General features: G+C 70.0%; 24 protein-coding genes. 15 read left to right on the forward strand and 9 right to left on the reverse strand.

From position 1 onward, the window contains the following. Positions 1-73 precede the first annotated feature (73 nt). The gene (locus tag ABTX24_RS24780) at positions 74-244 is read left to right on the forward strand and encodes a hypothetical protein (RefSeq protein WP_201451161.1); all 171 of its coding nucleotides are present in this window, start codon (positions 74-76) and stop codon (positions 242-244) included. An 85-nt stretch (positions 245-329) separates the two neighbouring features. Here ABTX24_RS24780 and ABTX24_RS24785 read toward each other — a convergent pair whose 3' ends face one another. Then, on the reverse strand, positions 330-1,823 hold the full coding sequence (locus ABTX24_RS24785) for an amidohydrolase (RefSeq protein WP_350843385.1): 1,494 nt from the start codon (positions 1,821-1,823) through the stop codon (positions 330-332). Between the two features lie 54 nt (positions 1,824-1,877). Next, complete coding sequence (locus tag ABTX24_RS24790) at positions 1,878-3,428, reverse strand: helicase HerA-like domain-containing protein (protein ID WP_160025821.1); 1,551 nt, start codon at positions 3,426-3,428, stop codon at positions 1,878-1,880. A gap of 50 nt (positions 3,429-3,478) precedes the next feature. Between ABTX24_RS24790 and ABTX24_RS24795 the strand changes: the two genes are divergently transcribed. After that, complete coding sequence (locus ABTX24_RS24795; protein ID WP_045551249.1) at positions 3,479-3,772, forward strand: type II toxin-antitoxin system VapB family antitoxin; 294 nt, start codon at positions 3,479-3,481, stop codon at positions 3,770-3,772. Positions 3,773-3,800: 28 nt separating this feature from the next. Beyond that, positions 3,801-4,316 carry a LytR C-terminal domain-containing protein gene (locus tag ABTX24_RS24800; RefSeq protein ID WP_160025822.1) on the forward strand — a complete coding sequence of 172 codons (516 nt, stop codon included), beginning with the start codon at positions 3,801-3,803 and terminating at the stop codon, positions 4,314-4,316. 13 nt (positions 4,317-4,329) lie between these two features. On the opposite strand, the gene ABTX24_RS24805 is transcribed toward ABTX24_RS24800, so the two are convergent. Then, the gene (locus ABTX24_RS24805) at positions 4,330-5,820 is read right to left on the reverse strand and encodes a potassium/proton antiporter (protein ID WP_201451162.1); all 1,491 of its coding nucleotides are present in this window, start codon (positions 5,818-5,820) and stop codon (positions 4,330-4,332) included. A gap of 52 nt (positions 5,821-5,872) precedes the next feature. Between ABTX24_RS24805 and ABTX24_RS24810 the strand changes: the two genes are divergently transcribed. From ABTX24_RS24810 to ABTX24_RS24830, 5 genes are all read left to right on the forward strand, one after another. Continuing rightward, complete coding sequence (locus ABTX24_RS24810; RefSeq protein ID WP_350843387.1) at positions 5,873-7,048, forward strand: pyridoxal phosphate-dependent aminotransferase; 1,176 nt, start codon at positions 5,873-5,875, stop codon at positions 7,046-7,048. A 127-nt stretch (positions 7,049-7,175) separates the two neighbouring features. After that, positions 7,176-7,505, forward strand: a complete 330-nt coding sequence (locus ABTX24_RS24815) for a hypothetical protein (RefSeq protein ID WP_350843389.1) — start codon at positions 7,176-7,178, stop codon at positions 7,503-7,505. Next, positions 7,502-8,383, forward strand: coding sequence for a hypothetical protein (locus ABTX24_RS24820; RefSeq protein ID WP_160025826.1), 882 nt, complete (start codon positions 7,502-7,504; stop codon positions 8,381-8,383). The genes ABTX24_RS24815 and ABTX24_RS24820 overlap by 4 nt, the downstream gene beginning before the upstream one ends. Next, entirely contained in the window at positions 8,380-9,708 is a 1,329-nt protein-coding gene (locus ABTX24_RS24825; protein ID WP_160025827.1) for a hypothetical protein, read from the forward strand. Before ABTX24_RS24820 ends, ABTX24_RS24825 begins: the two co-directional genes overlap by 4 nt. Before the next feature lie 132 nt (positions 9,709-9,840). Next, complete coding sequence (locus ABTX24_RS24830; protein ID WP_160025828.1) at positions 9,841-10,929, forward strand: hypothetical protein; 1,089 nt, start codon at positions 9,841-9,843, stop codon at positions 10,927-10,929. 95 nt (positions 10,930-11,024) lie between these two features. Here ABTX24_RS24830 and ABTX24_RS24835 read toward each other — a convergent pair whose 3' ends face one another. Together ABTX24_RS24835 and ABTX24_RS24840 are read right to left on the reverse strand one after the other, a co-directional pair. Then, positions 11,025-12,020: a MerR family transcriptional regulator gene (locus tag ABTX24_RS24835; protein WP_350843392.1), complete on the reverse strand. Its 996-nt coding sequence runs from the start codon at positions 12,018-12,020 to the stop codon at positions 11,025-11,027. A 145-nt stretch (positions 12,021-12,165) separates the two neighbouring features. Continuing rightward, complete coding sequence (locus ABTX24_RS24840) at positions 12,166-12,654, reverse strand: MarR family winged helix-turn-helix transcriptional regulator (RefSeq protein WP_350843394.1); 489 nt, start codon at positions 12,652-12,654, stop codon at positions 12,166-12,168. Positions 12,655-12,695: 41 nt separating this feature from the next. Between ABTX24_RS24840 and ABTX24_RS24845 the strand changes: the two genes are divergently transcribed. The 3 genes from ABTX24_RS24845 (at position 12,696) to ABTX24_RS24855 (ending at position 16,368) form a co-directional block, all read left to right on the forward strand. After that, positions 12,696-13,607, forward strand: a complete 912-nt coding sequence (locus tag ABTX24_RS24845; RefSeq protein ID WP_350843396.1) for a DMT family transporter — start codon at positions 12,696-12,698, stop codon at positions 13,605-13,607. A 10-nt stretch (positions 13,608-13,617) separates the two neighbouring features. After that, the gene (locus ABTX24_RS24850) at positions 13,618-15,126 is read left to right on the forward strand and encodes a spermidine synthase (protein ID WP_350843398.1); all 1,509 of its coding nucleotides are present in this window, start codon (positions 13,618-13,620) and stop codon (positions 15,124-15,126) included. A gap of 462 nt (positions 15,127-15,588) precedes the next feature. After that, positions 15,589-16,368 (forward strand): GntR family transcriptional regulator, encoded by a 780-nt coding sequence (locus ABTX24_RS24855; RefSeq protein ID WP_160025832.1) that lies wholly within the window; start codon positions 15,589-15,591, stop codon positions 16,366-16,368. A gap of 12 nt (positions 16,369-16,380) precedes the next feature. Here ABTX24_RS24855 and ABTX24_RS24860 read toward each other — a convergent pair whose 3' ends face one another. Next, positions 16,381-17,742, reverse strand: a complete 1,362-nt coding sequence (locus tag ABTX24_RS24860; RefSeq protein ID WP_350843400.1) for a vWA domain-containing protein — start codon at positions 17,740-17,742, stop codon at positions 16,381-16,383. Next, a complete protein-coding gene (locus tag ABTX24_RS24865) occupies positions 17,739-18,617 on the reverse strand; it encodes an AAA family ATPase (RefSeq protein ID WP_350843402.1) in 879 nt (292 codons plus the stop codon). The genes ABTX24_RS24860 and ABTX24_RS24865 overlap by 4 nt, the downstream gene beginning before the upstream one ends. A 112-nt stretch (positions 18,618-18,729) precedes the next feature. Between ABTX24_RS24865 and ABTX24_RS24870 the strand changes: the two genes are divergently transcribed. Further along, positions 18,730-19,062 carry a hypothetical protein gene (locus ABTX24_RS24870; protein ID WP_160025835.1) on the forward strand — a complete coding sequence of 111 codons (333 nt, stop codon included), beginning with the start codon at positions 18,730-18,732 and terminating at the stop codon, positions 19,060-19,062. A 25-nt stretch (positions 19,063-19,087) separates the two neighbouring features. Here ABTX24_RS24870 and ABTX24_RS24875 read toward each other — a convergent pair whose 3' ends face one another. Then, positions 19,088-19,789 carry a winged helix-turn-helix transcriptional regulator gene (locus ABTX24_RS24875; RefSeq protein WP_160025836.1) on the reverse strand — a complete coding sequence of 234 codons (702 nt, stop codon included), beginning with the start codon at positions 19,787-19,789 and terminating at the stop codon, positions 19,088-19,090. 113 nt (positions 19,790-19,902) lie between these two features. After that, the gene (locus ABTX24_RS24880; protein ID WP_350843405.1) at positions 19,903-20,580 is read right to left on the reverse strand and encodes a winged helix-turn-helix transcriptional regulator; all 678 of its coding nucleotides are present in this window, start codon (positions 20,578-20,580) and stop codon (positions 19,903-19,905) included. A gap of 53 nt (positions 20,581-20,633) precedes the next feature. Here ABTX24_RS24880 and ABTX24_RS24885 point away from each other — a divergent pair, with 53 nt between their 5' ends. Genes ABTX24_RS24885 through ABTX24_RS24895 form a run of 3 tightly spaced genes read left to right on the forward strand, consistent with a single transcriptional unit; the run spans position 20,634 to position 22,519 of the window. Next, positions 20,634-21,425 (forward strand): DUF899 family protein, encoded by a 792-nt coding sequence (locus tag ABTX24_RS24885; RefSeq protein WP_350843407.1) that lies wholly within the window; start codon positions 20,634-20,636, stop codon positions 21,423-21,425. A gap of 10 nt (positions 21,426-21,435) precedes the next feature. Further along, positions 21,436-21,846, forward strand: a complete 411-nt coding sequence (locus ABTX24_RS24890) for a VOC family protein (RefSeq protein WP_160025839.1) — start codon at positions 21,436-21,438, stop codon at positions 21,844-21,846. Between the two features lie 31 nt (positions 21,847-21,877). After that, positions 21,878-22,519: a PadR family transcriptional regulator gene (locus tag ABTX24_RS24895; RefSeq protein WP_350719256.1), complete on the forward strand. Its 642-nt coding sequence runs from the start codon at positions 21,878-21,880 to the stop codon at positions 22,517-22,519. Positions 22,520-22,629 lie beyond the last annotated feature (110 nt).

A 22,629-nucleotide genomic window follows, 5' to 3' on the forward strand; every position in this document is an offset into this window, starting at 1 on the left:
CGTGCGGGCGGGATGCTTGATGCGCAGGACAAACCACGATGCACACCATCTATCCGTTGTAGGGGGGACCTCGATGGAAACACTCACCGCCACCCAGCCTGAGGCCAACGGTGCTGCGAAGCAGCACAGCCTCAAGTTCCGTCACGCCAGTGCCCTGACGAAGCTCATGGACGAGCGCCAGGACCTGCGCGGTGTTCACGTGTTCGCCGACTTCGTCGACGACTCGGTGCGCTGGTCCGCGTGACCAGCAGCTGAACGGGGATCCACGATCCCGTTGCGCAAGGCCCGGCCGACGACGGCCGGGCCTTCGCTCATTTCCGGGCGTTCGGCTAGGCGCTGCGGTGGACGATCCGGCCGCCGACCGTGGTCAGCACGACCCCACCGTGAGCGATCGCGGCGAGATCCCCGACCGAGGCCCGGAGCGGGTCGATGTCGAGCACGGCCAGGTCGCCGCGTGATCCGGGAGCGACCGTGGGCTGACCGTCGACCGATGCCGCCAACGCCTCCTGGACGGTGAGCGCCTGCTCCGGGTGCCACGGCTCCTTGCCGTCCCGCGAGCGCCCGACGGCGGCCGCGATGGCCAGCCACGGATCGAGCGGCGCGACCGGAGCATCCGAACCGAGCGCGACCCGCACTCCTTCGTCGAGCATCCAGCGGGTCGCGAAGCAGCGGTCCTCTCGCCCCGGCCAGACATCCTCGGTCATCTCGCGGTCGTCGAGGATGTGCGCCGGCTGCACCGATGCGGTGATCCCGAGCCGAGCCATCAGCGGCAGATCCTCGCGACGTACGAGCTGGGCGTGCTCGATGCTTCCGCGCGCCCCCGTCGTCTCGTACGCCGCCAGTGCCTCCGACACCGCCCGGTCACCGATCGCGTGCGTGGCCACCTCGAGACCGGCAGCGTGCGCCTTCCCCAGGAGTCCCTGCAGCTCGTCCAGCGACTGGTTCGGCGCTCCGCAGCTGTCGGGGTCGTCGGCGTACGGGTCGCAGCACCACGCCGTGCGCGTGCCCAGCGAGCCGTCGCTGATGATCTTGAGCGGTCCCATCGTCAGCCGGTCCTCGCCGGGGAGCAGCCGGTCCCCCGTACGCAGCCCCTCGGCGATCGCCTCGTCGAGCTGGTCGGCGTACGTCGCGACCCGGATCCGCAGCAGGTCGCAGCCGGCCGCCCACCGCGAGCGCCAGTCGTCGAGCCGGATGCCGACCTCGAAGTCGGTCATCCCGACCACCCCGAGTGCGGCGGTCCGGGCCAGCATCCGTCGGTAGGCGGCCGGCGTGCTCCCGTTGGACTCGAAGAGCTCCGCAACCCGCGGATAGGTCTCGAACCACTCCGTCTCTTCCACCATGTCCTCCCGGCGCGGCAGGTCCACGGCGTCGAGCGCGGCGGTGTTCAGCCAGGCGTGATGGAAGTCGTGGTTGACCAGGATCGCGGGGATGCCACCGGTGACCGAGTCGAGCTCGGAGACGGTGCCCCAGCGGTCCCAGGTGCCGGCCGAGTGCCCCATCCCGACGATCGCCTCACCCGGCCCGACCTCGCGCGCGGCCGCGGCGACCCGCGCCAGCGCCTCAGCGGGGGAACGGGTGCCGTGCAGGTCCAGCCTGCTGGCCTTCAGCGTCCACTGGCCGAGGTGGGTGTGGGCGTCCCACAGACCCGGCACGAGCCAGCGCCCACCGGCGTCGTACGCCTCGACACCCTCCGGTCGGGACAGGCCTTCTCCGACCGCCGACACGACACCGTCGGCGACGAGAACGTCAACCACCCCGGCAGGCACGGTCGCCTGGGGTGAGAGCGGAACGATACGTACGTTCCGGAGGAGAAGGTCGGGCATGAGCAGACGATAAGGAGTCTGCCCATGCTCGAGCCAATCAGATACCGAGGAGCCTCAGCGGCGTTTGAAGATTCCCCTGACGAGCTCCCTCGCGGCGGTGCGCGCGGCCTGCTTGAAGGCGGTCGACTTCACCACCGTCTCGATCATCGAGTCGTCGTCGTCACGCGACCGCGATCGGGACCCGGAGGACTTCTTCGGGGCGGCCTTCTTGGCCGCCTTCTCCTCCGCCTCGGCCGCGCGTGCGGCCGCTGCCGCGTCCGTCTTCGCCTTGAGCTGGTCGGCGGCCGACTCGACCTCGACGGACGCGGTGTACTTCGCCGCCAGCGGCGACGCCGCGACGGCGGCTTCCATCGCGGCGGCGTCCGCGGGAGCCATCAGCGACTCGGGGGCGCGCAGCCGTGTCCAGGCGACCGGCGTCGGTGCGCCGCGCTCGTTCATGACGGTCACGATCGCCTCGCCGATGCCGAGCGTCTGGATGACCGCGCCGAGGTCGTCGTAGGAGGAGGTCGGGTAGGTGTTGACGCTGGCCTTGAGGGCCTTGGCGTCGTTGGGCGTGGCGACCCGCAGCTGGTGCTGGATGCGCGAGCCGAGCTGACCGAGCACGTCGTCGGGGACGTCGGTCGGCTTCTGGGTCACGAAGAAGACCCCGACACCCTTGGAGCGGATCAGCCGGACCGTGTTGGTGATCTGGTCGAGGAACGCGTCGGAGGCGTCGTTGAAGAGCAGGTGCGCCTCGTCGAAGAAGAAGACCAGCTTGGGCTTGTCGACGTCACCGACCTCGGGCAGCGCCCGGAAGAGCTCGGCGAGCAGCCACATCAGGAAGGTCGAGAAGATCGCCGGCCGGTCCTGCAGGTTGGGCAGCTCCAACAGCGAGATGATCCCGGCGTCCCCGTCGTTGCGTACGAAATCCGTGACCGCGAAGGCCGGCTCACCGAAGAACTCGTCCGCGCCCTGGTCGGCGAAGGCGATGAGCGTACGCAGGATCACCCCCGTCGTCGCCGACGAGAGGCCACCCAGGCCCTTGAGATCGGCCTTGCCCTCGTCGGAGACCAGCCACTGCAGCACCGCCCGCAGGTCGTCGAGGCCGACCAGCTTCAGTCCGGCCTTCTCGGCGTAGTGGAAGACGAGACCGAGCGAGGACTCCTGGGTCTCGTTGAGATCGAGGACCTTGGAGAGGAGCGTCGGACCGAAGGCGTCGACCGTAACCCGGACCGGGATGCCGGTGCCCTCGCCGCCGAGCGCGAAGAACTCGACCGGGAACCCGCGCGCCTGCCACGCCTGCCCGACGGATGCCGCCCGTGCGGTCAGCTTCTCGCTGGACTCGCCCGGCACGGACAGACCGGAGAGGTCGCCTTTGATATCGGCTGCGAACACCGGGACCCCGGCTGCGGAGAGCTGCTCGGCGAGCAGCTGCAGGGTCTTCGTCTTGCCCGTGCCGGTCGCCCCGGCGACCAGCCCATGCCGGTTCAGCATCCCCAAAGGAATGCGAATCGGCGTCTCCAACAACGTCTCAGCGTCCGCCATCAGGCCCCCGAGCTCGAGGGCGGAACCCTCGAATTGGTAGCCGGGCCCGACCGCTTCTGAGAGAGCAGCAGCATCCGTCATGACCAGGACTCTATGTTGGGATTTGGTCGGGGGGCGATACAGTCACGAGGGTGATCTTCAAGCGTGTCGGCGATTCTCGCCCCTACCCTGACCATGGTCTGACGACCAAGGGGTGGGCTGCGCTGCCTCCTCGGACGGTCCGCCTCGACGAGCTGGTGACCACGAAGGACACCCTCCAGCTGGTGGCTCTGCTCAACGAGGACTCGACGTTCTTCGGCGACCTCTTCGCCCACGTGGTGGAGTGGAACGGCGAGCTCTACCTCGAGGACGGGCTCCACCGGGCGCTCCGCGCGGCGCTCCAGCAGCGCAACGTGCTGCACGCCCGCGTGCACAGCCTCGGTTAGCGCGTTCCGAGCGGTTAGGCTCGGCGTCATGCTCGATTCGGCCCTCACGGGAGTTCGTACGTTCATCATCCTCGCCGTCCTCGCGGCCGCGGTCGCTCTGGCCGGCGCCTGGGGATGGAAGGCGATGACCGCACCCTTCCCGCAGAAGGTCGAAGTCGGGCCGTGCGTCGACACCCCGGTCAAGAAGGGCTCCGAGGTCTATCCGTCGCAGGTGGTCGTGACCGTGCTCAACGCGAGCACCCGGGCGGGTCTCGCCACCCGGGCGATGACAGACCTCGTCGATGAGGGCTTCGTCAAGGGTCGGACCGGCAACGCGCCCAGCGGCACGAAGCTGAAGACCGTCGAGGTGTGGACGCCCGACAAGAACGCTCCCTCGGCCGCGCTCGTCGCGAGCTGGCTCGGTGACGCGAAGATCGTGGAGACCAAGTCGGACATCCCGGGCATCGTGGTCGTGACCGGCGAGAACTTCCCCAAGGTCACCGGCGGCGACAAGACCGTCACCGCCAAGGCGGACGCCACGATCTGCAGCCCTCCGGTCGAATAAGTCGTACCGCAGCTCAGCGCAGCCAGCCCGCGAGCCGGCCCTTCCGGCTGACCATCTCGAGGCGCCGTTCCGCGAGCTCACGCTGGTGGCGGGGCACGACGACCAGGACGACGTCACGGGCACGGAGGACCGTGGTCTCCTCCGGAACCAGGGTCCGTCCGTCGCGGATCAGCAGCGACACCGACGACCCCGTGGGCAGCCGGAGCTCGCTGACCTCGACGCCGTGCAGGCGCGACTCGGGCGGGATCCGGAGCTGGATCAGGTCCGCCGCGATCTGCTCCAGCGGCGCCACGTCGAGGTCAAGCGAGCGCGGGTCGTTGGGGCGAGCGACCCCGAGCACGCGGGCGACCCACGGCAGCGTCGGGCCGGTCAGCAGCGTGTAGACGACGACCATCACGAAGACCAGGTCGAAGAGGTCCTCGGCGCCGTCGACACCCGCGGCCAGGGGGATGGTGGTGAGCACGACCGGCACCGCGCCACGCAACCCCGCCCAGGAGACGAACACGGTCTCCCGCCACGTCATCCGGGAGACCACCGTGCTGACCAGCACGGATGTGGGCCGGGCGATGAAGGTCAGGATCAGGCCGGCGGCGAGCGCGAGGCCGATCGTCTGGAGGTCGATACGTCCCGGGGACAACAGCAGACCGAGCATCACGAAGAGCCCGATCTGGGCCAGCCAGGCGACCCCCTCGGCGAAGGACCGGGTGGCGCCGCGGTGGGGCAGGTCGGAGTTGCCGAGCAGGAGTGCGGCCACGTAGATCGCCGCGAAGCCTGACCCGTGCAGCCACGCCGCTCCGCCGTAGGCCAGGAAGGCCAGCGTCATCACCGCCAGCGGATAGAGACCGGCGGAGGGCAGCGCGGCCCTCCGCATCAGCCACGCTCCACCGAACCCGACGAGCAGGCCGACCACGATGCCCAGCAGCAGCTCGCCGACCACGATCCCGGCCACCACGACCGGATGGTGCTCAGCGATCGCCCCACTGGCGATCAGCGTCACGATCACCACGGTCGGGGCGTCGTTGAGCCCCGACTCCGCCTCGAGGACACCGGTCAGCCTCTTGGGCAGGGGCACCACCCGCAGCACCGAGAACACCGCCGCCGCGTCGGTCGGCGAGGTCACCGCCCCCAGCAGGAACGCCAGCTGCCAGGAGAGCCCGAGCAGGTAGTGCGCGCCCACCGCGACGATCCCGATCGAGATCACCACCCCGACCGTGGCCAGCATCAGCCCGAGCCCGAAGGCGGGACGTACGTCCTTCCACGACGTCGTCAGACCACCTTCGGCCAGGATCAGCGCCAACGCTCCGAAGCCGACGGCGTGCGCGAGCGCGGCATCGTCGAACCGGATCCCGAGCACCGACTCACCGAGCAGGACGCCCATCAGCAGGTAGATCAGCAGCGACGGGAGCCCCGCCTTCGTCGACATCCGCACCGCGAGGATCGCCAGGAGCGTGACCAGCGAGCCGATCAGCACGAACAGGTCGAACTGGTGGACGTCGAAACTCATGTGTGCCGGGCCCCCCTCCGACCTATGGATCTGCATCCTAATGTTTGCTCCCATGGACCGTCTGACTGTCGCCCAACGCGCGAACGTGCCTCCTTTTCACGTGATGGACATGCTCGAGCGAGCGGCGCAGCGGCAGCGGACGTACGGCGATCTCATCTCGCTCACCTCGGGGCAGCCCTCCACAGGAGCGCCGCAGGCGGTCAGCGCCGAGGCGGTGCGGCTGCTGCAGAGCGGTGACCCGCTGGGCTATACGCCGGCGACGGGGATCCTCGAGCTGCGCCAGGCGATCGCGGGGCACCATCGGGCATGGCACGGGATCGACGTCTCCCCCGAGGACGTCATCGTGACCACGGGCGCGAGCGGCGGCTTCCTGGCGTCGTTCCTGGCTGCGTTCGACACCGGGGACCGGGTGGCCATGGCCCGGCCGTCCTATCCCTGCTACCGCAACGTGCTCGCGGCACTCGGGTGCGAGGTCGTGGAGATCCCGACAGGTGCGGCCGAGCGCTTCCAGCCGACCGTGGAGCAGGTGCGGGAGCTGCACGAGCGCGTCGGGCTGAAGGGGCTCGTGGTCGCCAGTCCGGCCAACCCGACCGGCACGATGCTGCTGCCCGAGGAGCTGGCCGCGCTGGCTCGCTACTGCGAGGAGGCCGGGATCCAGCTGATCTCGGACGAGATCTACCACGGGCTGACCTACGGCGGGGACGGCAGCCGGGGCCGCAGCGCCTGGGAGACCTCGCGCGACGCGGTCGTGTTCGGCTCGTTCTCGAAGTACTTCTCGATGACGGGCTGGCGCATCGGCTGGCTGCTCGCGCCCGCCCACCTGCGACGCGCGATCGACGTCCTGGTCGGCAACTTCACCATCTGCCCGCCGACCCTCGCCCAGCATGCCGCGGTGGCGGCGTTCACCCCGGACGCGTACGCCGAGCTCGACGGTCACGTGACCCGCTACGCGACCAACCGCGGGGTGCTCCTCGACGGCCTCCGTTCCCTCGGGGTCACCGAGATGGCCCCGGCCGACGGCGCCTTCTACGTCTACGCCGACGTCAGCCGCTGGACCGACGACACCATGGCCTGGTGCCACCAGATCCTCGACCGCACGGGCGTCGCGATGGCTCCCGGCGTCGACTTCGACCCGGTCGACGGACACCGCTTCGTACGTCTCTCCTTCGCCGGCTCCGCCGCCGAGATCGAGCAGGGCCTCGACCGGCTCTCCACCGTCCTGCGATAGGGCGTCGCGAGCGAATTTGAGAAAGTTCACGATTTTACGTTTAGAACCGCTCCAGCGGGGTAGGACCATCACAGAGACCTGTCCGAGGAGGGATATGTACGGCGACAGCGACGTGATCCGTCGTCGGGTGAGCAGTCTGCGAGAGCAGGCGGGCGACATCCGCGCGAGTGCCGACAAGCTGGTGGTGCAGGCCGAGGCGGTGCCTTGGCACGGCCGGGCTGCCGAGTCCCTCCGTGGGCGGATGAAGGAGCGTGCCACCGCGCTGCGGAGCTCGGCCGAGAAGCATGATCGGGCGGCCGACGCCCTGGCCAAGCACCTCAATCAGGTCGACCTGTTCAAGGAGCAGATCGCCGAGGCAGAGGCACGCGCCGAGGCGCTGCTCGCCGAGGACAAGCTCGACGGATTCGAGGCCCCTGAGCCGGGCCACAAGGACTGGCTGGAGGTCACCTTCCGATGACCACGATCGACCTGGGCCCCGCTCCGGCGGCGCCGACAGAGCCGTGGGCGGGTGTGCCCCGACGCGTCGGCCTGACGCTGCCCGAGCTGACCCATGCCTGCGAGACCATCGGGGCCCCGCTCCCGTTCGAGGTCGCGACGCACCGTGATGACGGGCTCGACGCCCGCTTGGGGCAGACCCGCTCGGCTGCCGAGGCCGAGGCCCTGGCCCGCGCCGTCGCCGGCTTCGGCGAGGGCAGCACCTCGCTGCAGCGCCGCGATCTCCTCGACGCCGACGGGACCCTCGACGCCGGGATCGCCGGCGCGCTGGGGCTGCTGGCGACCCCGGAGGTGGTCATCGACCTCGATGTCGTCGTCGACGGCCTCCGTGGCCGCGCCTGGCACCGGCAGAAGGGTGAGGCAGCCGCCTCGCTGGCCACCGTGGACGGGCTCGTCTTCGAGCTCTCCTGGTATCCCTCGGCGGCCTGGTCGACCGAGCTCGGCCGCACCGCGACGCTGCCGAGTGACACCGCCCTGCTGGCCTCGGCGGTGCCCGAGCAGCTGGAGGTCCCGTTCGCGACCGCGGACGCTGTCTTCGAGGCGCTGCGCACCGGGCGCGGTGACCTGGTGCCGGTGCTGACCGAGGGCGACGTGGTCGTCTCGACGGCCCTCGAGGCGCTGTCCAACGAGGCCCACGGCCGGCTGCGTGCCGTCGTCGCGACCACCGCCGATCCGGAGAACCCGCTGATCGGCACGGTCTCCTGGACGCTGGTCAACGACGGCTGGCGTTCGATGCGTACGGTGTCGCTCGATGGAGAGCTGACCCTGCTGATCACCAGTGTCGAGCCGTCCGAGCTCGCCGCAGACCTTGCCCCTGTTCTCGCGGAGGTGGCTCGATGAGTCCTTCGTCCAACGATCCGATCAACCGCCTGGGACCGCTCCCGGGTGGCGCCCCCGACTCGGTGCCGCCGCCCGCGGGCCCGGAGGACAAGTACGAGCAGATCCTCGGCCTGGCCGGCTCCATCGGCGATGCCGGCGCGCAGCTGCGCGAGTGGGCCGAGCTCGGGCATGCGATCCTGGCCGACGACGACGTCACCTCCTCCGCCGAGCTCTCCGCGAAGACCTGGGAGCCGGCCGAGGAGGAGATCCGGGCCGCGACCTCCGAGAAGGGTGGCGTCCTCGGACTCGGCCAGGCGCTCGAGGCCGATGCGCTCTCGGTGCGGGCGACCGTACAGACCTACCGCTGGATCGACGAGCTCCAGGCCGCTGCCCGCAGCAAGCTGGGCGCCATCGCGGCCAACGCGCTCGACTACCTCGCCCCCGAGGTCGAGCTCGGTGGGTCGCTGCTGTCCGCCGGCCTGATCGAGACCGATGCGCTCGACCGTGAGGGCGTCACCGCCTATCTCGGCGAGCTCGCCCAGGGTCATCCCGAGCTGATGGACCACATCGCCACCGGCGGCGGGCTGCTCGAGTCGCTCGAGCTGCGCTCGCTGCTCACCGCCGACTTCCCGCGCGGGGACGACGCCGGGGCGGCCACCGCAGGCGCGCTGCGCGCCGCCGGGATCGACGCGTTCTCGACCGACGCCGGGCACGCACTGCGCGACATCGGTGGCGCGCTGGCCTCCACCGAGGAGGACACCGCGGCCGGCGACGTCACCGCCGCCACCCCGGCCAGCATCGAGGAGCTGATCCGCACCCTCGAGGCCACCGAGACCGGTGTCGCGGTCCAGAAGACGGCGCCGGGCCGCTACATCGCCTATCTGCCGGGTCCGTACGCCGGCAGCCGGCGCCTGCGGCTCGTCTCCGGTGACCTCTCCGACTACATCGCCACCGCGTCGAGGACCATCGAGGCGGCGGTCGAGGCCGACTCCCACGTCATGCTCGTCGGCGCCGCGGCCGGCGGCACCGCGGCGGCCTCGATCGCGGCGGCGGCCGGGGGTGCGTACGTCGTGGACCAGGTGGTCACCGTGGGTGCTCCTGGCGCGGCAGCGCCGCGGGTTCCGGAGTCCACGCGAGTGCTGTCGCTGGAGGACCGCTCCGACCCGGTCGCGCTCCTCGGCGGTCTCATCAACGCGGGTGTCGGACACCGGTTCACGGTCGTCTACGACGGCACCACGGCGCAGGAGAGCCATTACATCGCCGGCGGGCGGGCTGCGGACAACGCCGCCCACGGCGAGCTCCGTGACGAGATCGGACGGATCCGCAGTCTGGGATACCTCGGCTGAGCTGTGGGCTTGCCTCGATGACGTGAATCGATACGGTGTAGGTCGCCCTCGGCACCATCCCCGACCGCACCTGTCCTCGGACACGGCCAGTCGATCGCGGAGGGCACTCTGACGCCTACCTGATCGGTCCTTGTGAAGTCCATCGTCGTCCATGCCGGCCTCCCCAAGACGGGCACGTCCGCGGTCCAGGCGTTCTTCCATGCCAACACGGAGAAGCTCGCGAAGGCCGGCATCTTCTACCCACAGCACACCATCGACAGGAACGGCATCAGCGCCGGCAACGCCGGCTCCCTCATGGAGCGCTCGGGCCACCTCTTCGTGGCCTCGTCCCACGAGATCGCCAGGACGCTCGAGCAGTTCGAGGACAGCGGATGCCACACCCTGCTGCTCTCCTCCGAGGCGTTCCTCCCCGAGCTGCCCGGGATCGCCGAGCTGCTGCCGCCGCAGGCCCGGTTCGTCCTGTACGTCCGCGATCCCCTCGCGTTCCTGGAGTCCGACTACAACCAGCGGGTCAAGCGGCTCGGGCACGTCGAGCCGTTCGTGGCGTCGCCTGAGGCGTACGGCGGCTGGCTGGGTCACCAGCACCTCTACAACGCGCTCGGCTCCGAGGCGGTGCGCTCCCGGCTCGTCCTCCGGCCCTACCTGCCCGAGCTCTTCGTCGGCGGCAACCTGCTCACCGACCTGCTCGACACCGCCGCCATCGACACCGCCGAGCTCGGCGACCTGTCCTTGAGGCAGGTCAACCTCTCCTACTCGCTGCACGCGCTCGAGATCAAGCGTGCGCTCAACGTCCTCCCGCTCGGGCCGCAGCTGCAGGAGCGGCTCGACGTGCACCTGCAGTCCTGCCCCCTCGGGCCGACGACCTACACCCTGGTGCCTCCCGCCGACCACGAGCGGCTCCGGAAGATCGCCGACGACGAGCTGCACGCTCTGGCACTGAGGTACGACATCGACTCCCTCGAGCCCATGCGGGAGCTGCTGCGGGAGAAGCCGCCGAAGCCCTTCCACCCGCAACAGCTCACCGACGACGAGGTCGACGCCGTCGTACGCCACATCGCCTCCGTCGGCAAGCGGCTCACCCGCCGGATCGCCCAGACGCTCGTCGAGCACCCCGAGATCGAGCTCGTCTACCCCTCCCTGCGCGACTCGTTCGCCGCCGCTGCCGCCGAGCTGGACGAGGCGCCGGCGGCGCGGCGGCGCTGGTGGTCGCGGTGGTTCTGAGCGGGCGCCCGGTGGTCGGAATACCCGGTTAACCGGGTATCCCTGCACTTCTCAGGCGTTGCGTTGCCAGAGAAGTGCAGGGAGAACCTGAGAAGTCAGGTCAGGTCGGCGACCACGATGGTGTGGTTGTCCGGCTCTCCGGCGGCGACGACAGCGGCGGCCACAGCGTCGGCGACCGCCTGCGGGCCGGCCTCGGCGGTGATCAGCGGAGTCAGGTCGTCCACGTAGGAGTGGACGCCGTCGGTGGTCAGCACCAGCCGGTCACCGGGCAGCAGCTCGAGCGACATCTCGTCGGCGACGACGCCGGGAACCAAGGCGCGGTTGAGCAGCGCCCGGTGCTCGTGGGAGCGAGCCTCGTCGGCGGTCAGCTGGCCGGCCTCGACCATGGCGGCGACGACCGTGTGGTCGTGGGTCACCTGGCGTACGTCTCCGTCCCGCACCAGGAAGACCCGGGCATCGCCGATGTGGGTGATCCGCGCGGTCGAGCCGTGCAGATCGACGGCGGTCAGGGTGGTGCCCGACTTCGGCACCTCCGCGAACACCTCCTGGATGGCCGACCGCAGCCCGCCGGCGGCGTACGCTGTCAGGGCCGCTCCGGCGAGGTCGTCGCGCTCACCAGTGCCGTCGGCGACGGCGAAAAGCTCGGGGGTGACCAGGACGGCGTCCTGCTGGCTCGACCGGCTTCCGGTCTCGCAGCTGACGCCGAACTCGACGTTGCGGGTCTCGGTTGAAGTAGTCATCTGACGTGCCTCGCTCCTCAATCGGTGGACGAGGACGGAGACCATTCTGCGACGTGTGGACGTGTCGGCCTCGACCTGGCGCCAGTACGTCTCGACCTCGACCGCCGCGAGCGCGGCGGGCATGTCGACGACCTCCCGGATCCGAGCCAGCGGCATCCCGACCAGACGCAGCGCGGCCACCAGACGTGCGCGTTCCACCTGGTCAGGCCCGTAGCGACGGTAGCCCGAGACCGCGTCGACCTCGGCAGGAAGCAGCAGACCGAGGTCGTCGTACAACCTCAGCGCCTTCGGCGTCAGCCCGGTCGCCCGGGCGAAGTCGCCGATGTTCACAAGCCCCTCCAGGCCGCTCATGCGACCGCTCCCGTGGCGCAAGCGCCAATATACGAGAGCGGTCGCCTGAGCCTTGTGGTCGCTCGCTGACGCTCGCTCATGCTCACCATCCTCCCCGGTGAAGGTCACCGGTGGAAGCAGATTGGTGCTTCCCCTTGGGGCAACCTCAAGCCCCGGTCTGCTCAGCCCACTTCTCGAGCAGCCGGGCGAGCGACCGCCGCTCGGCCGCGGTGAAGACGGCGAGCAGGCGGTGCTCGTTGGCGATGTGGTCGGTGAAGGCCGCGTCGATCAGCTCGCGCCCACGCTCGGTCAGTGCGACCCGGCGCCCGCGACCGTCCTCGTCCCGGCGGTCCCGGCTGACCCACCCCTGAGCCAGGCAGCGGTCGACGCGCTTGGTGACCGCCCCCGAGGAGACCATCGTCTGCTCGCCGAGCTCCTTCGGAGTCAGGGCGTACGGAGCGCCTTGCCGTCGCAGCGTCGCCAGGACGTCGAACTCGCCCTCGCCCAGTCCGTGCTGGGCATAGACGCTGACCAGCTCGTCGGTGAGAAGCAGTGCGAGGCGGTGCAGCCGGGCGATGACGGCCTGCGGGGTGACGTCGAGGTCGGGGCGCTCCCGCTCCCACTGCGCGATCACGGTCGAGACGTGGTCTGCCATGACAGTGGAATATATCTGACGAGGAAGACATTATTCCTTCCATGGAAAGTAGATTCGTGACGCTCGCGCTGACCGCGATCGCCCCGGTGGCATGGGGGTCGGGCTACTTCGTCACCGCGACGTTCCTGCCGCCGGACCGGCCGCTGTTCGGAGCCGTGGTCCGGGCCCTGCCCTTCGGCCTGCTGCTCCTGGCGCTCCGGCCGGGCCTGCTCCACGGCTCCTGGTGGTGGCGTACGGCAGCACTCGGGCTGCTCAACTTCGGGGCGTTCTTCACCCTCGTCTTCGTCGCCGCCTACCGGCTCCCCGGCGGCCTCGCCGCCACCCTGACCGCGGTCTCGCCGATCGTGGTGATGCTGCTGGCCTGGGCCTTCGCCGGGGAGCGGCCGCGGGCCGGATCGCTCGCGGCCGGCGTCGTCGGCGCCGTCGGCGTGGCCCTGCTGGTGCTCCGTGGCGGCGCGAGCCTCGACATGATCGGCGTCCTGGCCGCCTTCGCCTCGGTCGCCGTCTTCTCCACCGGCTTCATCCTCGTCAAGGTCTGGCAGCCGCCGGTCGGACTGCTCACCTTCACCGCCTGGCAGCTCGTCCTGGGTGGCGTCGCGCTCGCCCCGGTGGCCCTCCTCGTCGAAGGCCCGCCCCCGCCGATCGACCTGCCGGCGATCGGGGGCTACGCCTATATCGGCATCGCCGGCACGGTCGTCGCGTACGCGGTCTGGTTCCGCGGCGCGCGGCGCCTTCCCGCCGCCGCCGTGTCGCTGGTCGGCCTGCTCAACCCGGTCGCCGGGATCCTGATCGGACTCGCCTTCGCGGGCGAACACCTCACCCCGGTCAGCGGGCTCGGGATGGCGTTGGTGCTCGGCGGCGTACTCCTCGGACAGCCCGCCGTGCTCGACCGGATCAAGGCCCGACGCGGGCCAGAACCGGCCTCGTGTGCAGACGTTGGAGCAGCCGGATAGGTTCACCTCCATGAAACTGCGTGCGCGTGCGCTTGAGCTTCTCGTCTTCACCGTCGGTGCCGGCACCTTGGGGTCTGAGATGGCCGCGGCTCGGCTGCTCGCGCCGTGGTTCGGCGACTCGACCATCGTGTGGGCCAACACGATCGCCACGGTGCTGGTGGCGCTCGCGATCGGCTACTCCGTCGGCGGCCGGATCGCCGACCGGAACCCGCACCCCTCCGGCCTGGCCAAGATCGTGCTCGTGGCCGCCGCCCTGCTGGCCGCGGTGCCGTTCATCGCCGACCCGTTCCTCCCGCTCGCGGTCAAGGCGGTCGACCAGCTCAGCATCGCGACGTTCGCCGGCTCGCTGGTCGGGGTCGGCGTGCTGCTCGCGATCCCGCTCTTCCTGCTCGGCATCGTCAGCCCGTACGCCGTTCGGCTGACCGTCGAAGCAGTCGAGGACGCCGGCCACGCTGCCGGGCGCCTCTACGCGATCTCGACGGTCGGCTCCCTGGTCGGCACGTTCGCCGCCTCGCTGCTGCTCATTCCTGTCGTCGGGACGCGGCGTACGTTCCTGATCTTCGCTCTCCTGATGGCGATCTGCGCGATCCCGCACCTGGTCAAGCGCCGGCTGCCGGCCGCGGTCGTGCCTGCGGTGATCCTCGCCCTGATCGCCCTGCCGACCGGCTCGATCAAGACGCTGACCAGCAACGGCGGCGAGGTGATCTGGGAGAAGGAGACGGAATACCAGTACGCCCGCGTGGTCGAGTACGACGACGGCAGCCGCTACCTCGAGCTCAACGAGGGCCACGCCGTGCACTCCGTCTACAACAAGGGCGAGTGGCTCACCGGCGCCTACTGGGACGAGATGCTCTCGCTGTCGTACGCCGGCGCGGAGGCCCCGAAGTCGGTGGCGATCCTGGGCTCGGCCGCCGGGACGACCGCGCGCCAGTTCGGTCACTTCGCCCCCGAGACCCGGGTGGACGCCGTCGAGATCGACGAGGACATCACCGAGGTCGGCCAGAAGCTCTTCGACCTCGAGGACCAGCCGAACCTCCACCTCCACACCGCCGACGCCCGCCCGTGGCTGCAGAAGCAGACCCGGAAGTACGACGCGATCATGGTCGACGCCTACCACCAGCCCTACATCCCGTTCTACCTGACCACGAAGGAGTTCTTCGCGCTGGCGAAGTCCCACCTGAACCCGGGCGGGGTGCTCGTCGTGAACTCAGCCCACCCGGAGGGCTCGACAGCGCTGGAGAAGGTCCTCACCGCAACGCTGCGGACCTCGTTCGGCGAGGCCGTGTGGCGGTCGGACTCCGGCCCGACCAACACCCACCTGATCGCGACCGTCGATCCGGAAGCCGATCCGGCCGCCAACCTCACCGCCACCGCCGAGTCGCAGCCCGCCGACCTCGCCGACACCCTCACCGACTCCGCCGCCCGGCTCGAGCCGGGCATCCGGGGCGGGACGGTCTACACCGATGACGTCGCGCCGGTCGAGTGGCTCACCGACCTCAGCCTGCTCGAGGTCGCCTGACCCTCGCGGGCGCTTCACCTCACCGATCGGCGTCTTGCGCAGGCACCCGACGCAGACCTGGTTGGGCGCGACCTTGCTGAGCCTGCGTGGCGGCAGCACGTGCCACGTCCCCAGCCGCCGGCCGCACACGGTCATGACGTACCCGTTGCTCCTCTTGCCCGAGCGAAGGTGCCAGAAGCTCCCACGGTCGGTCCGGTAGACCAGCGGGTCCTTGGACAGGACCGGCGGCCTCTCGCTGGGCCCCATGCTGAGTCTGTCGTCTACGAACACGAATTCCCCCCAAGGAATGTCGATGGTTCTCGTCGTTGAGTGCCTCGAGACGCCGGTGTCACAGCTGGGCCATGCCGCCCAACGCCCCGAGACGCGTTCGACCATATGTCCACTCATTGCAACGGGTCAAGGCGGAAAGGGTGGGGCTATGCGGCTATTCGGGATCTGTACGCCTCAGTAACGTGTTCTCCCATGAGTAACCCCCGTCCGCGCGGCCTGCCGAAATACCTCCACGTGGCCGACTACCTGCGGGCCCAGATCGATGACGGCACCTACCAGCCCGGCGAGCGTCTACCGACCGAGCCCGAGCTGATGGACACCTTCCCCTACGACCGCGCCACGATCCGGCGAGGCCTGGCGGTGCTGCGCAACGAAGGCCTGATCACCAGCGAGCAGGGCCGCGGTGTGTTCGTACGCGACGCCACCAAGACCCGCTACGACCTGATGAGCATGCTGATCACCGACCGAAGCCACCCGGCGAAGCCGGACGCGGCCTACAACCAGCCTCCGCGCGGCCCGGACGACGGCCTCGCGGTCGAGCACAGCTACGAGGTGATCGCGGCCGGGGAGAAGCTGGGAGCGGCCTTCGAGATCGATCCCCGGAGCGAGCTGCTCAGCACCACCTTCACCTTCTACATCAGCGGCGACGACACCGCCGAATACCGCACCACGGCCTACATCCCCTATCCGCTGGTCATCGACACCCCGCTGGCCACCCCGTCCGACGAGTGGCCGCAGCCGCCGATCACGGACCTGCTGGCCACGGTCGGCGTGAAGGTCACCACGGTGGCGATGGACATCGAGTCGCGGATGCCGACGCCGCAGGAGACCTTCGACCTGCAGATCCCCGACGGCACCCCGGTCCTCTCCGACCGGCGCCGGTTCCTCGCCGACGACCGGGTCGTGTGTGTGACCGACTCCGTCGGCGTCGCCGACCGGATCGTCTACGGGCTCGACCTGAAGCTGCAGTGAGCCCGCCCGGCCTCAGGCCAGGTCGTGGACGAACTCGGAGAGCTGGGTGAGGTTGCGGCACTCCCGCATCTCGATGATCGAGCCGTAGCGCGTCGCCTCGGAGTCACCGGTGTCCCACTGCGTACGGACCTCGGGGTTGAGCCAGTGGGCGTGCCTGCTCGCCTCGGCCATCGCGCGCAGCGAGTCGACGGCGAGGTCGGAGTAGTTGGACCGGGCGTCGCCGAGGATCAGCAGCGACGACTTGGGGTTGAGCGCGTCGGCGTGCCGCTCCTGGAACAGGGAGAAGGCGCGGCCGTAGTTGGTGCGCCCCATCCGGGCCGCGTGCTCGGTCGCCTTCGTCAGCTCGGTCATCGTGTCGACCAGGTCGGCGCCGGGCTTGAAGTAGGACGTGACCTCGTGGATCTCGTCGACGAAGGTGAACGCCCGCACCTTCCCGAACTGCTCGCGCAGCGCGAAGACGAGCATCAGCGTGAAGGTCGCGAAGTTGGACACCGAGCCCGACACGTCGCACAGGATCACCAGCTCGGTGCGGTGCGGCCGCTTGGGCCGGAAGCGCAGGTCGACGGGGACCCCGCCGGTGGACATCGAGGACCGGAGCGTACGCCGCAGGTCCACCGCTCCTCGCCGGCGCGCGTGATGCTCCTGGGTGAGCCGCGTCGCCAGCCGGCGCGCCAGCGGGTAGATCTCGCGTCGGAGCGCTTCCAGGTCGGCCCGGCGCGCGTGCAGGAAGTCGAGCTTCTCGATGGTGGGGCGTACGGCGATCTTGGCGATCTGCTCGGGCCCCTTCTCCTCCGCGATCCGGCGGCGGGCGTCGGCCTCGACGAGCCCGCTGAACCGATCCACGCGCCGGGTCCCGACGCGCGCCGCCTCCTCCTCGGTCCAGCCGCCCTGCTGGAGTCCCTCGATGAGCCTCGAGGTGAGCTCGTCGGTGGAGAGGCGGCGCAGCGCGGTGTAGGACGACCACGAGCTCAGCCCGGGGCCGCGACCGGGCATCGCGCCGAAGCGCGCCACCGCCTCGGCGGCCAGCTGCCGGAGCATCTCGACGTCGTCGGCCTCGAGCGCCTCGCTCAGCCGCGAGGTGAACTCGGAGAGCGCCTCGGGCCCGTCCTTCGCCACCCCGGCGGCTTCGGCGTCCGCGTCCATCCCCGAGCCGACCATCCGCGGGAAGTAGAGCTCGAAGAGCCCGTCGAAGGTGGCCCGCTGGTTGGCACGCTTGACCAGGGTCGCGGCGTACGCCTCCTTGACCTGCTGACGGTCGTTCCAGCCGATCAGGCCGAGGGCGGTGACCGCGTCGAGGCCTTCGGAGAGCGACACCGGCAGCCCGGCTCCCCGAAGCGCTTCGAGGAACTCGATGTGCCGGTCGAGGAGAGTCACCTCTTCAACCGCAGCTCTCGGACCGCACGGTCGACGTCGGAGGAGTGCTTGAGGACGACGCCGAGGGTGTCGGAGACGGCCTTGTCCGAGAGGTCGGTGATCTCCAGCGCGATCAGGGTGCGCGCCCAGTCGACCGACTCCGCGATCGAGGGCGACTTCTTGAGCTCCAGCTCGCGCAGCCGGCCGACCACGGAGACGAGCTGACGCGCCACCTTGCCGTCGAGCCCGGGCACCTGGGAGAGCACGATCTCGCGCTCCCGGTCGGCGTCGGGGTAGTCGAGGTGGAGGTAGAGGCAGCGTCGCTTGAGCGCCTCGGAGAGCTCGCGCGTGGCGTTGGAGGTGAGCACGACCAGCGGACGGCGGGCCGAGGCCATCGTGCCGAGCTCGGGGATGGTCACCTGGAAGTCGGAGAGCACCTCGAGCAGCAGTCCCTCGACCTCGACGTCGGTCTTGTCGACCTCGTCGATGAGCAGCACCGTCGGCTCCTCACGGCGGATCGCGGTCAGCAGCGGCCGGGTCAGCAAGAACTCTTCGGAGAAGATGTCGTCGTGGGTCTCCTCCCACGCCTGGCCGTCGTTGGCGGCCTGGATGCGGAGCAGCTGCTTCTTGTAGTTCCACTCGTACAGCGCCCGGGCCTCGTCCAGGCCCTCGTAGCACTGCAGCCTGACCAGCTCGGCCCCGGTCGCGCGGGTGATCGCCTTGGCCAGCTCGGTCTTGCCCACACCGGCCGGTCCTTCGACGAGCACCGGCTTCTCCAGCGCCCCCGCGAGGTAGGTCGTCAGCGCGGTCGAGTCGTCCGCGAGGTAGCCGACGTCTCCCATACGGGTGACGGCCTCGGCGGGCGAGGAGAACCAGGAAGACGTACGCGAAGGCATGACGCGACACTAGCGACTCTGCTCCTGATCTGCTCCCGGTGTCCGGGTGGGACATTCGTCATAGTGCCCGATGCAGCCGTCACCGTCGGCCCCATCCGTCGTTGTGAAGGACGTGCACTCGGACACTCCGCGACATCTGACGCTGGTCGTCGTCGCCATGAAGGTATGCGCGCTGACCGCGCTGGCGGCCTTCTGTCTGGTTGCCATCACCACGCCGTCCGAGCCCCGGTCGCTGGCGAAGCGGGAGCAGCCCGAGCTCGCCGCGATGCTCGAGCAGCACCACTGCGTGGCTCCTCCGACGATCGCGCCCTGGCGCCGGCAGAGCGCCATCATCCGCTCCCCGCTCGGCGAGCTGAAGCACGTCCCGCTCGACGTCGGCCAGCGGATCGAGCAGGGCAAGGCCCGCGGCGAGCTGATCGCCTTCTGCGCCGACCCCGCCTCCTAGCGGAGGCGGAGCCGAGCGACGTACCTCAGCTGGCCTCGGCGAGCGTGCTCGCGAACAGCCCGAGCACGCGGTCCAGCGCGGCCCGGTCACCCTCGACCTTCAGCCCGGCCTCGGCGATCGCGGCGTCCACGGGGAAGCCCATGAACACGACACCGGTCCAGGCCGTCGAGTCGCCCGCGATGGTCACGTCGGCGTCCTCGAGCGTGCCCTCGGCGAGGTCGAACTGGTTGCCCTTCCACACGAGCCGGAACTGCTGCGGGTCGGCGTCCGGACGGCGGGCGTCGGTCAGCTCCCAGGCGACGCTGATCGGCTCGGGGGTCGTCGCGCTGCCGGCGGGCACCATGGTGCGCATCGCCACCATCACGCCGCTGGGCGTCATCCCGGCGGACATGATCGGGAAGCGGGTCGAGCCGTGGGCCCAGCGTCCGAGCGCCCCGAGGATCGTCTCGAGCTCGCGGCCCCACGGGGTGAGGGCGTAGGCCGTCGTCTTGGTGATGTAGCCGAGCTCGGTCTCGACCACGACGCCGGCGTGCTCGAGGAACTGCAGCCGATCCTTGAGCTCGTCGGTGCTGACCCCGATCACGGAGGACTCCAGATCACGTGCCGTACGCGGTCCGAACATCAGCTCGCGCACCACGATCAGGCTCCACCGGTCGCCGATCAGGTCCAGTGCGTGCGCGGCCGCACACGCGTCTCCCAGGTCCCCGTATGTCAGGTTCAGGGTCACGTCGATCCTCTCCGAGTCATTCGATCCCATCGAGCGTAGTGAGCCCGAACTACGGGTCGTCAGTGCCAGAGGTCCCGGCGTGCCGTCGAAATGCCGACCCCGATGACGGGGCGCTACCCGATCGCGGCGTACGCAGCAGCCACCCGCTCCACCGCTCGCCGGTCGCCTGCGACGGCCATCGAGCCGACCGGACTCCCGGCGAAGACGACGTCCGCCCAGGCCGACGAGTCGCCGGAGACGGTCGTCGCGGGCGCCTCGTCCGCACCTTCGGTCAGCTCGAAACGGTCCTGGTTCCAGTGCAGCCGGTAGCGGCGTACGCCCGCGGCGGGACGCCGCTCGTCGTGCAGCTCGATCGCGATCCGGACGGGGCCGTCGCCCCAGTCGGCCATCGTCGCGTAGGGGGCCATGGTGCGCATCGCCACGATCACCCCGTCGGGGGTCATGCTCCCCTCCGCCACCGGGAAGCCGGGCGAGCGCTGCGCCCAGTGACCGAGCGACCGCATCACGTCCTCCAGCCCCTGCCCCCACTCGGTGAGCCGGTAGACGCGGGTCCGTCCGAGGTCGTCGAGCTGGGCCTGCTCGACGACGCCGCTGTCCCGTAGCGCCTTCAGCCTGGAGGTGAGCACAGCGGGCGTGATCCCGACGACGGCCGAGGCCAGGTCCGCGAACCGGCGCGGACCGAGCACCAGCTCGCGGGCGATCACCATGCTCCACCGGTCACCGATGACATCCATGGCGTGCGCGGTCGCGCAGGCATCACCCAGGTCGGCGTACGTCTGCTTCTTCGGCATCGATCCTCCAAACTCTCTTCACAAGAGTATCAACTATGTTTAACGTAGTCATCATGACCACGATCTCACTGCCACCCGTCGTCGACCGGACGACCTATCTGCACGAGCGCGACGCGCTCCTCGACCGCGAGAAGGAGCACACCCGCGCGGGCGATGCCCTCGCCGCGGCACGCCGACGGCTCCCTATGACCGAGGTCGACGCGGCCGCACCGCTCGTCGGCAGCGCCGGGCATGTCAGCCTGCTGGATGCCTTCGAGGGGCGTGCGCAGCTCTTCGCGAGCTACCACATGTGGCACACCGGCCACGCCGCCGCCGACCAGTGCGAGGGGTGCACCTTCTTCAGCGGCGGCGTGAGCGAGCTCGGCTATCTGCACTCGCGAGGGGTGACGTACGCGGTCTTCTGCCAGGGGCCCTACCCGGAGAGCTCGCGCTACCGAGACTTCATGGGATGGGAGATGCCGTGGTACTCCGTGCCCGAGGAGTCGTGGGACGTCCTCGACGCCCGCGGGTTCTTCGGCGGCAAGGTCTGCTATCTGCGCGACGGCGATCGCGTCTTCGAGACCTACCGCACCACCGGACGTGGCGTGGAGCCGATGTCGGCGTCGTACGGGATCCTGGACATGACGGTCTACGGACGACAGGAGACCTGGGAGGACTCACCCGAGGGCTGGCCGCGGCGCACCGGGATCGACGGCAGCCAGTTCCGCAGCGAGGAGTCGCCGACGACCAACCATCGCGCCGGCGTGAGCGGTCGCCCGACGGCGCAGTGGTCGCGGCTCGCCGCCGGACGCGACGACGACCTCGGATCCGACACCGCCCCCACCGCCGACCACTGCTGTCACTGAGGAGCCCCGGATGCGTACGACGATCGCCCTGCCCACCCGGGACCGATCACGGTCCCATGTCTTCCTGCGCGACGGCCTCGGCCTCGAGACCCCCGGCGAGCTCGCCGACGACGGGGTCCCCGAACCGCTTCGTGCGACGCTGTCGGACTCCTGCGAGGTGATGATGATCCCCACCGGCGGGTTCAAGTGGGTCACCGGCCAGCTCGCGGACGAGCCGATGGACGCGGCGAGCCTCCCGGAGGGCCCGAGGCAGTGCCTGGTCACCATCGAGCTCGGCTCGCGCGACGACGTCGACGCGCGCTATGCGGCCGCGACGGCTCTCGGCCGCGGCATGATCGAGCCGGAGTCGGCGCCGTGGGGTGAATACCGTGCGGTCGTCGCGGACCCCGACGGACACCTGTGGCAGCTGACGTCCCGCTGAGGTCCGGTCGTGCCGCCCCTAGAATCTCCCCATGGCCGGAGACGACACACGGATGCTGCTGCTGGGAGCGGTGGCGCTGTTCGAGCCCGTCAACGGCTACCAGATCCGGCGCGAGCTGATGTCGTGGCAGGTCGACCTGTGGGCCAACATCAACCCGGGCTCGATCTACCACGCGCTCAGCTCGCTGACCGAGAAGGGCCATCTGACCAGGCACGATCTGGTCGACAACGGGCGTACGGTCGCGGTCTACGAGATCAGCGCCAGTGGCCGGGCCGAGCTGGAGCGCCTGATCACCCGCTCGCTGCAGGTCGTCGACGTCTACAACGGCGTCTCCTTCTACGCCGCGTTCTCGCTGGCGCCTCTGCTGGAGCGCCCCGCCGTCATCCAGCAGCTGAGCGTCCGGCTGCAGGCCCTGGAGCGCACCGACAAGGAGCTCGACGCCGCGATCCGGGCCAACACCCACGTCGCGCCGCCCCACACCGGTGCCGCGCTGCGCCTCCAGCTCGACAAGCTCCGCTCCGAGCGGGCGTGGCTGGTGGAGCTCCTGGACGACGTACGCAGCGGCAAGCTCGCCTTCGCCGGCGAGGCTCCCGGCTGGACACCGGCCGAGGACGACCCGGGCTGGCAGATGGACGCCGACCGGAAGCGCTACCGGGAGATGCTGCGCGGCTGAGCCGACGCGGGTCTCGCTCGAATCGGTTTGACATCTCGGGATCAAAATTGAACACTCATGATATTCAAGTTTGAACACCCGGGTAAATCGGGTGATTCTCGTCGGTCGTC

The organism is Nocardioides sp. NPDC127514 (genome assembly GCF_040302125.1).
Taxonomy (GTDB): Bacteria; Actinomycetota; Actinomycetes; order Propionibacteriales; family Nocardioidaceae; genus Nocardioides.

Excerpts from the sequence above, each read along its gene's own strand:
- ABTX24_RS24780 (WP_201451161.1), top strand. The coding sequence starts at position 74 with ATGGAAACACTCACCGCCACCCAGCCTGAGGCCAACGGTGCTGCGAAG.
- ABTX24_RS24785 (WP_350843385.1), bottom strand. The coding sequence starts at position 1,823 with ATGCCCGACCTTCTCCTCCGGAACGTACGTATCGTTCCGCTCTCACCC.
- ABTX24_RS24790 (WP_160025821.1), bottom strand. The coding sequence starts at position 3,428 with ATGACGGATGCTGCTGCTCTCTCAGAAGCGGTCGGGCCCGGCTACCAA.
- ABTX24_RS24800 (WP_160025822.1), top strand. The coding sequence starts at position 3,801 with ATGCTCGATTCGGCCCTCACGGGAGTTCGTACGTTCATCATCCTCGCC.
- ABTX24_RS24805 (WP_201451162.1), bottom strand. The coding sequence starts at position 5,820 with ATGAGTTTCGACGTCCACCAGTTCGACCTGTTCGTGCTGATCGGCTCG.
- ABTX24_RS24810 (WP_350843387.1), top strand. The coding sequence starts at position 5,873 with ATGGACCGTCTGACTGTCGCCCAACGCGCGAACGTGCCTCCTTTTCAC.
- ABTX24_RS24820 (WP_160025826.1), top strand. The coding sequence starts at position 7,502 with ATGACCACGATCGACCTGGGCCCCGCTCCGGCGGCGCCGACAGAGCCG.
- ABTX24_RS24825 (WP_160025827.1), top strand. The coding sequence starts at position 8,380 with ATGAGTCCTTCGTCCAACGATCCGATCAACCGCCTGGGACCGCTCCCG.
- ABTX24_RS24835 (WP_350843392.1), bottom strand. The coding sequence starts at position 12,020 with ATGAGCGGCCTGGAGGGGCTTGTGAACATCGGCGACTTCGCCCGGGCG.
- ABTX24_RS24840 (WP_350843394.1), bottom strand. The coding sequence starts at position 12,654 with ATGGCAGACCACGTCTCGACCGTGATCGCGCAGTGGGAGCGGGAGCGC.
- ABTX24_RS24845 (WP_350843396.1), top strand. The coding sequence starts at position 12,696 with ATGGAAAGTAGATTCGTGACGCTCGCGCTGACCGCGATCGCCCCGGTG.
- ABTX24_RS24850 (WP_350843398.1), top strand. The coding sequence starts at position 13,618 with ATGAAACTGCGTGCGCGTGCGCTTGAGCTTCTCGTCTTCACCGTCGGT.
- ABTX24_RS24855 (WP_160025832.1), top strand. The coding sequence starts at position 15,589 with ATGAGTAACCCCCGTCCGCGCGGCCTGCCGAAATACCTCCACGTGGCC.
- ABTX24_RS24865 (WP_350843402.1), bottom strand. The coding sequence starts at position 18,617 with ATGCCTTCGCGTACGTCTTCCTGGTTCTCCTCGCCCGCCGAGGCCGTC.
- ABTX24_RS24880 (WP_350843405.1), bottom strand. The coding sequence starts at position 20,580 with ATGCCGAAGAAGCAGACGTACGCCGACCTGGGTGATGCCTGCGCGACC.
- ABTX24_RS24885 (WP_350843407.1), top strand. The coding sequence starts at position 20,634 with ATGACCACGATCTCACTGCCACCCGTCGTCGACCGGACGACCTATCTG.
- ABTX24_RS24890 (WP_160025839.1), top strand. The coding sequence starts at position 21,436 with ATGCGTACGACGATCGCCCTGCCCACCCGGGACCGATCACGGTCCCAT.
- ABTX24_RS24895 (WP_350719256.1), top strand. The coding sequence starts at position 21,878 with ATGGCCGGAGACGACACACGGATGCTGCTGCTGGGAGCGGTGGCGCTG.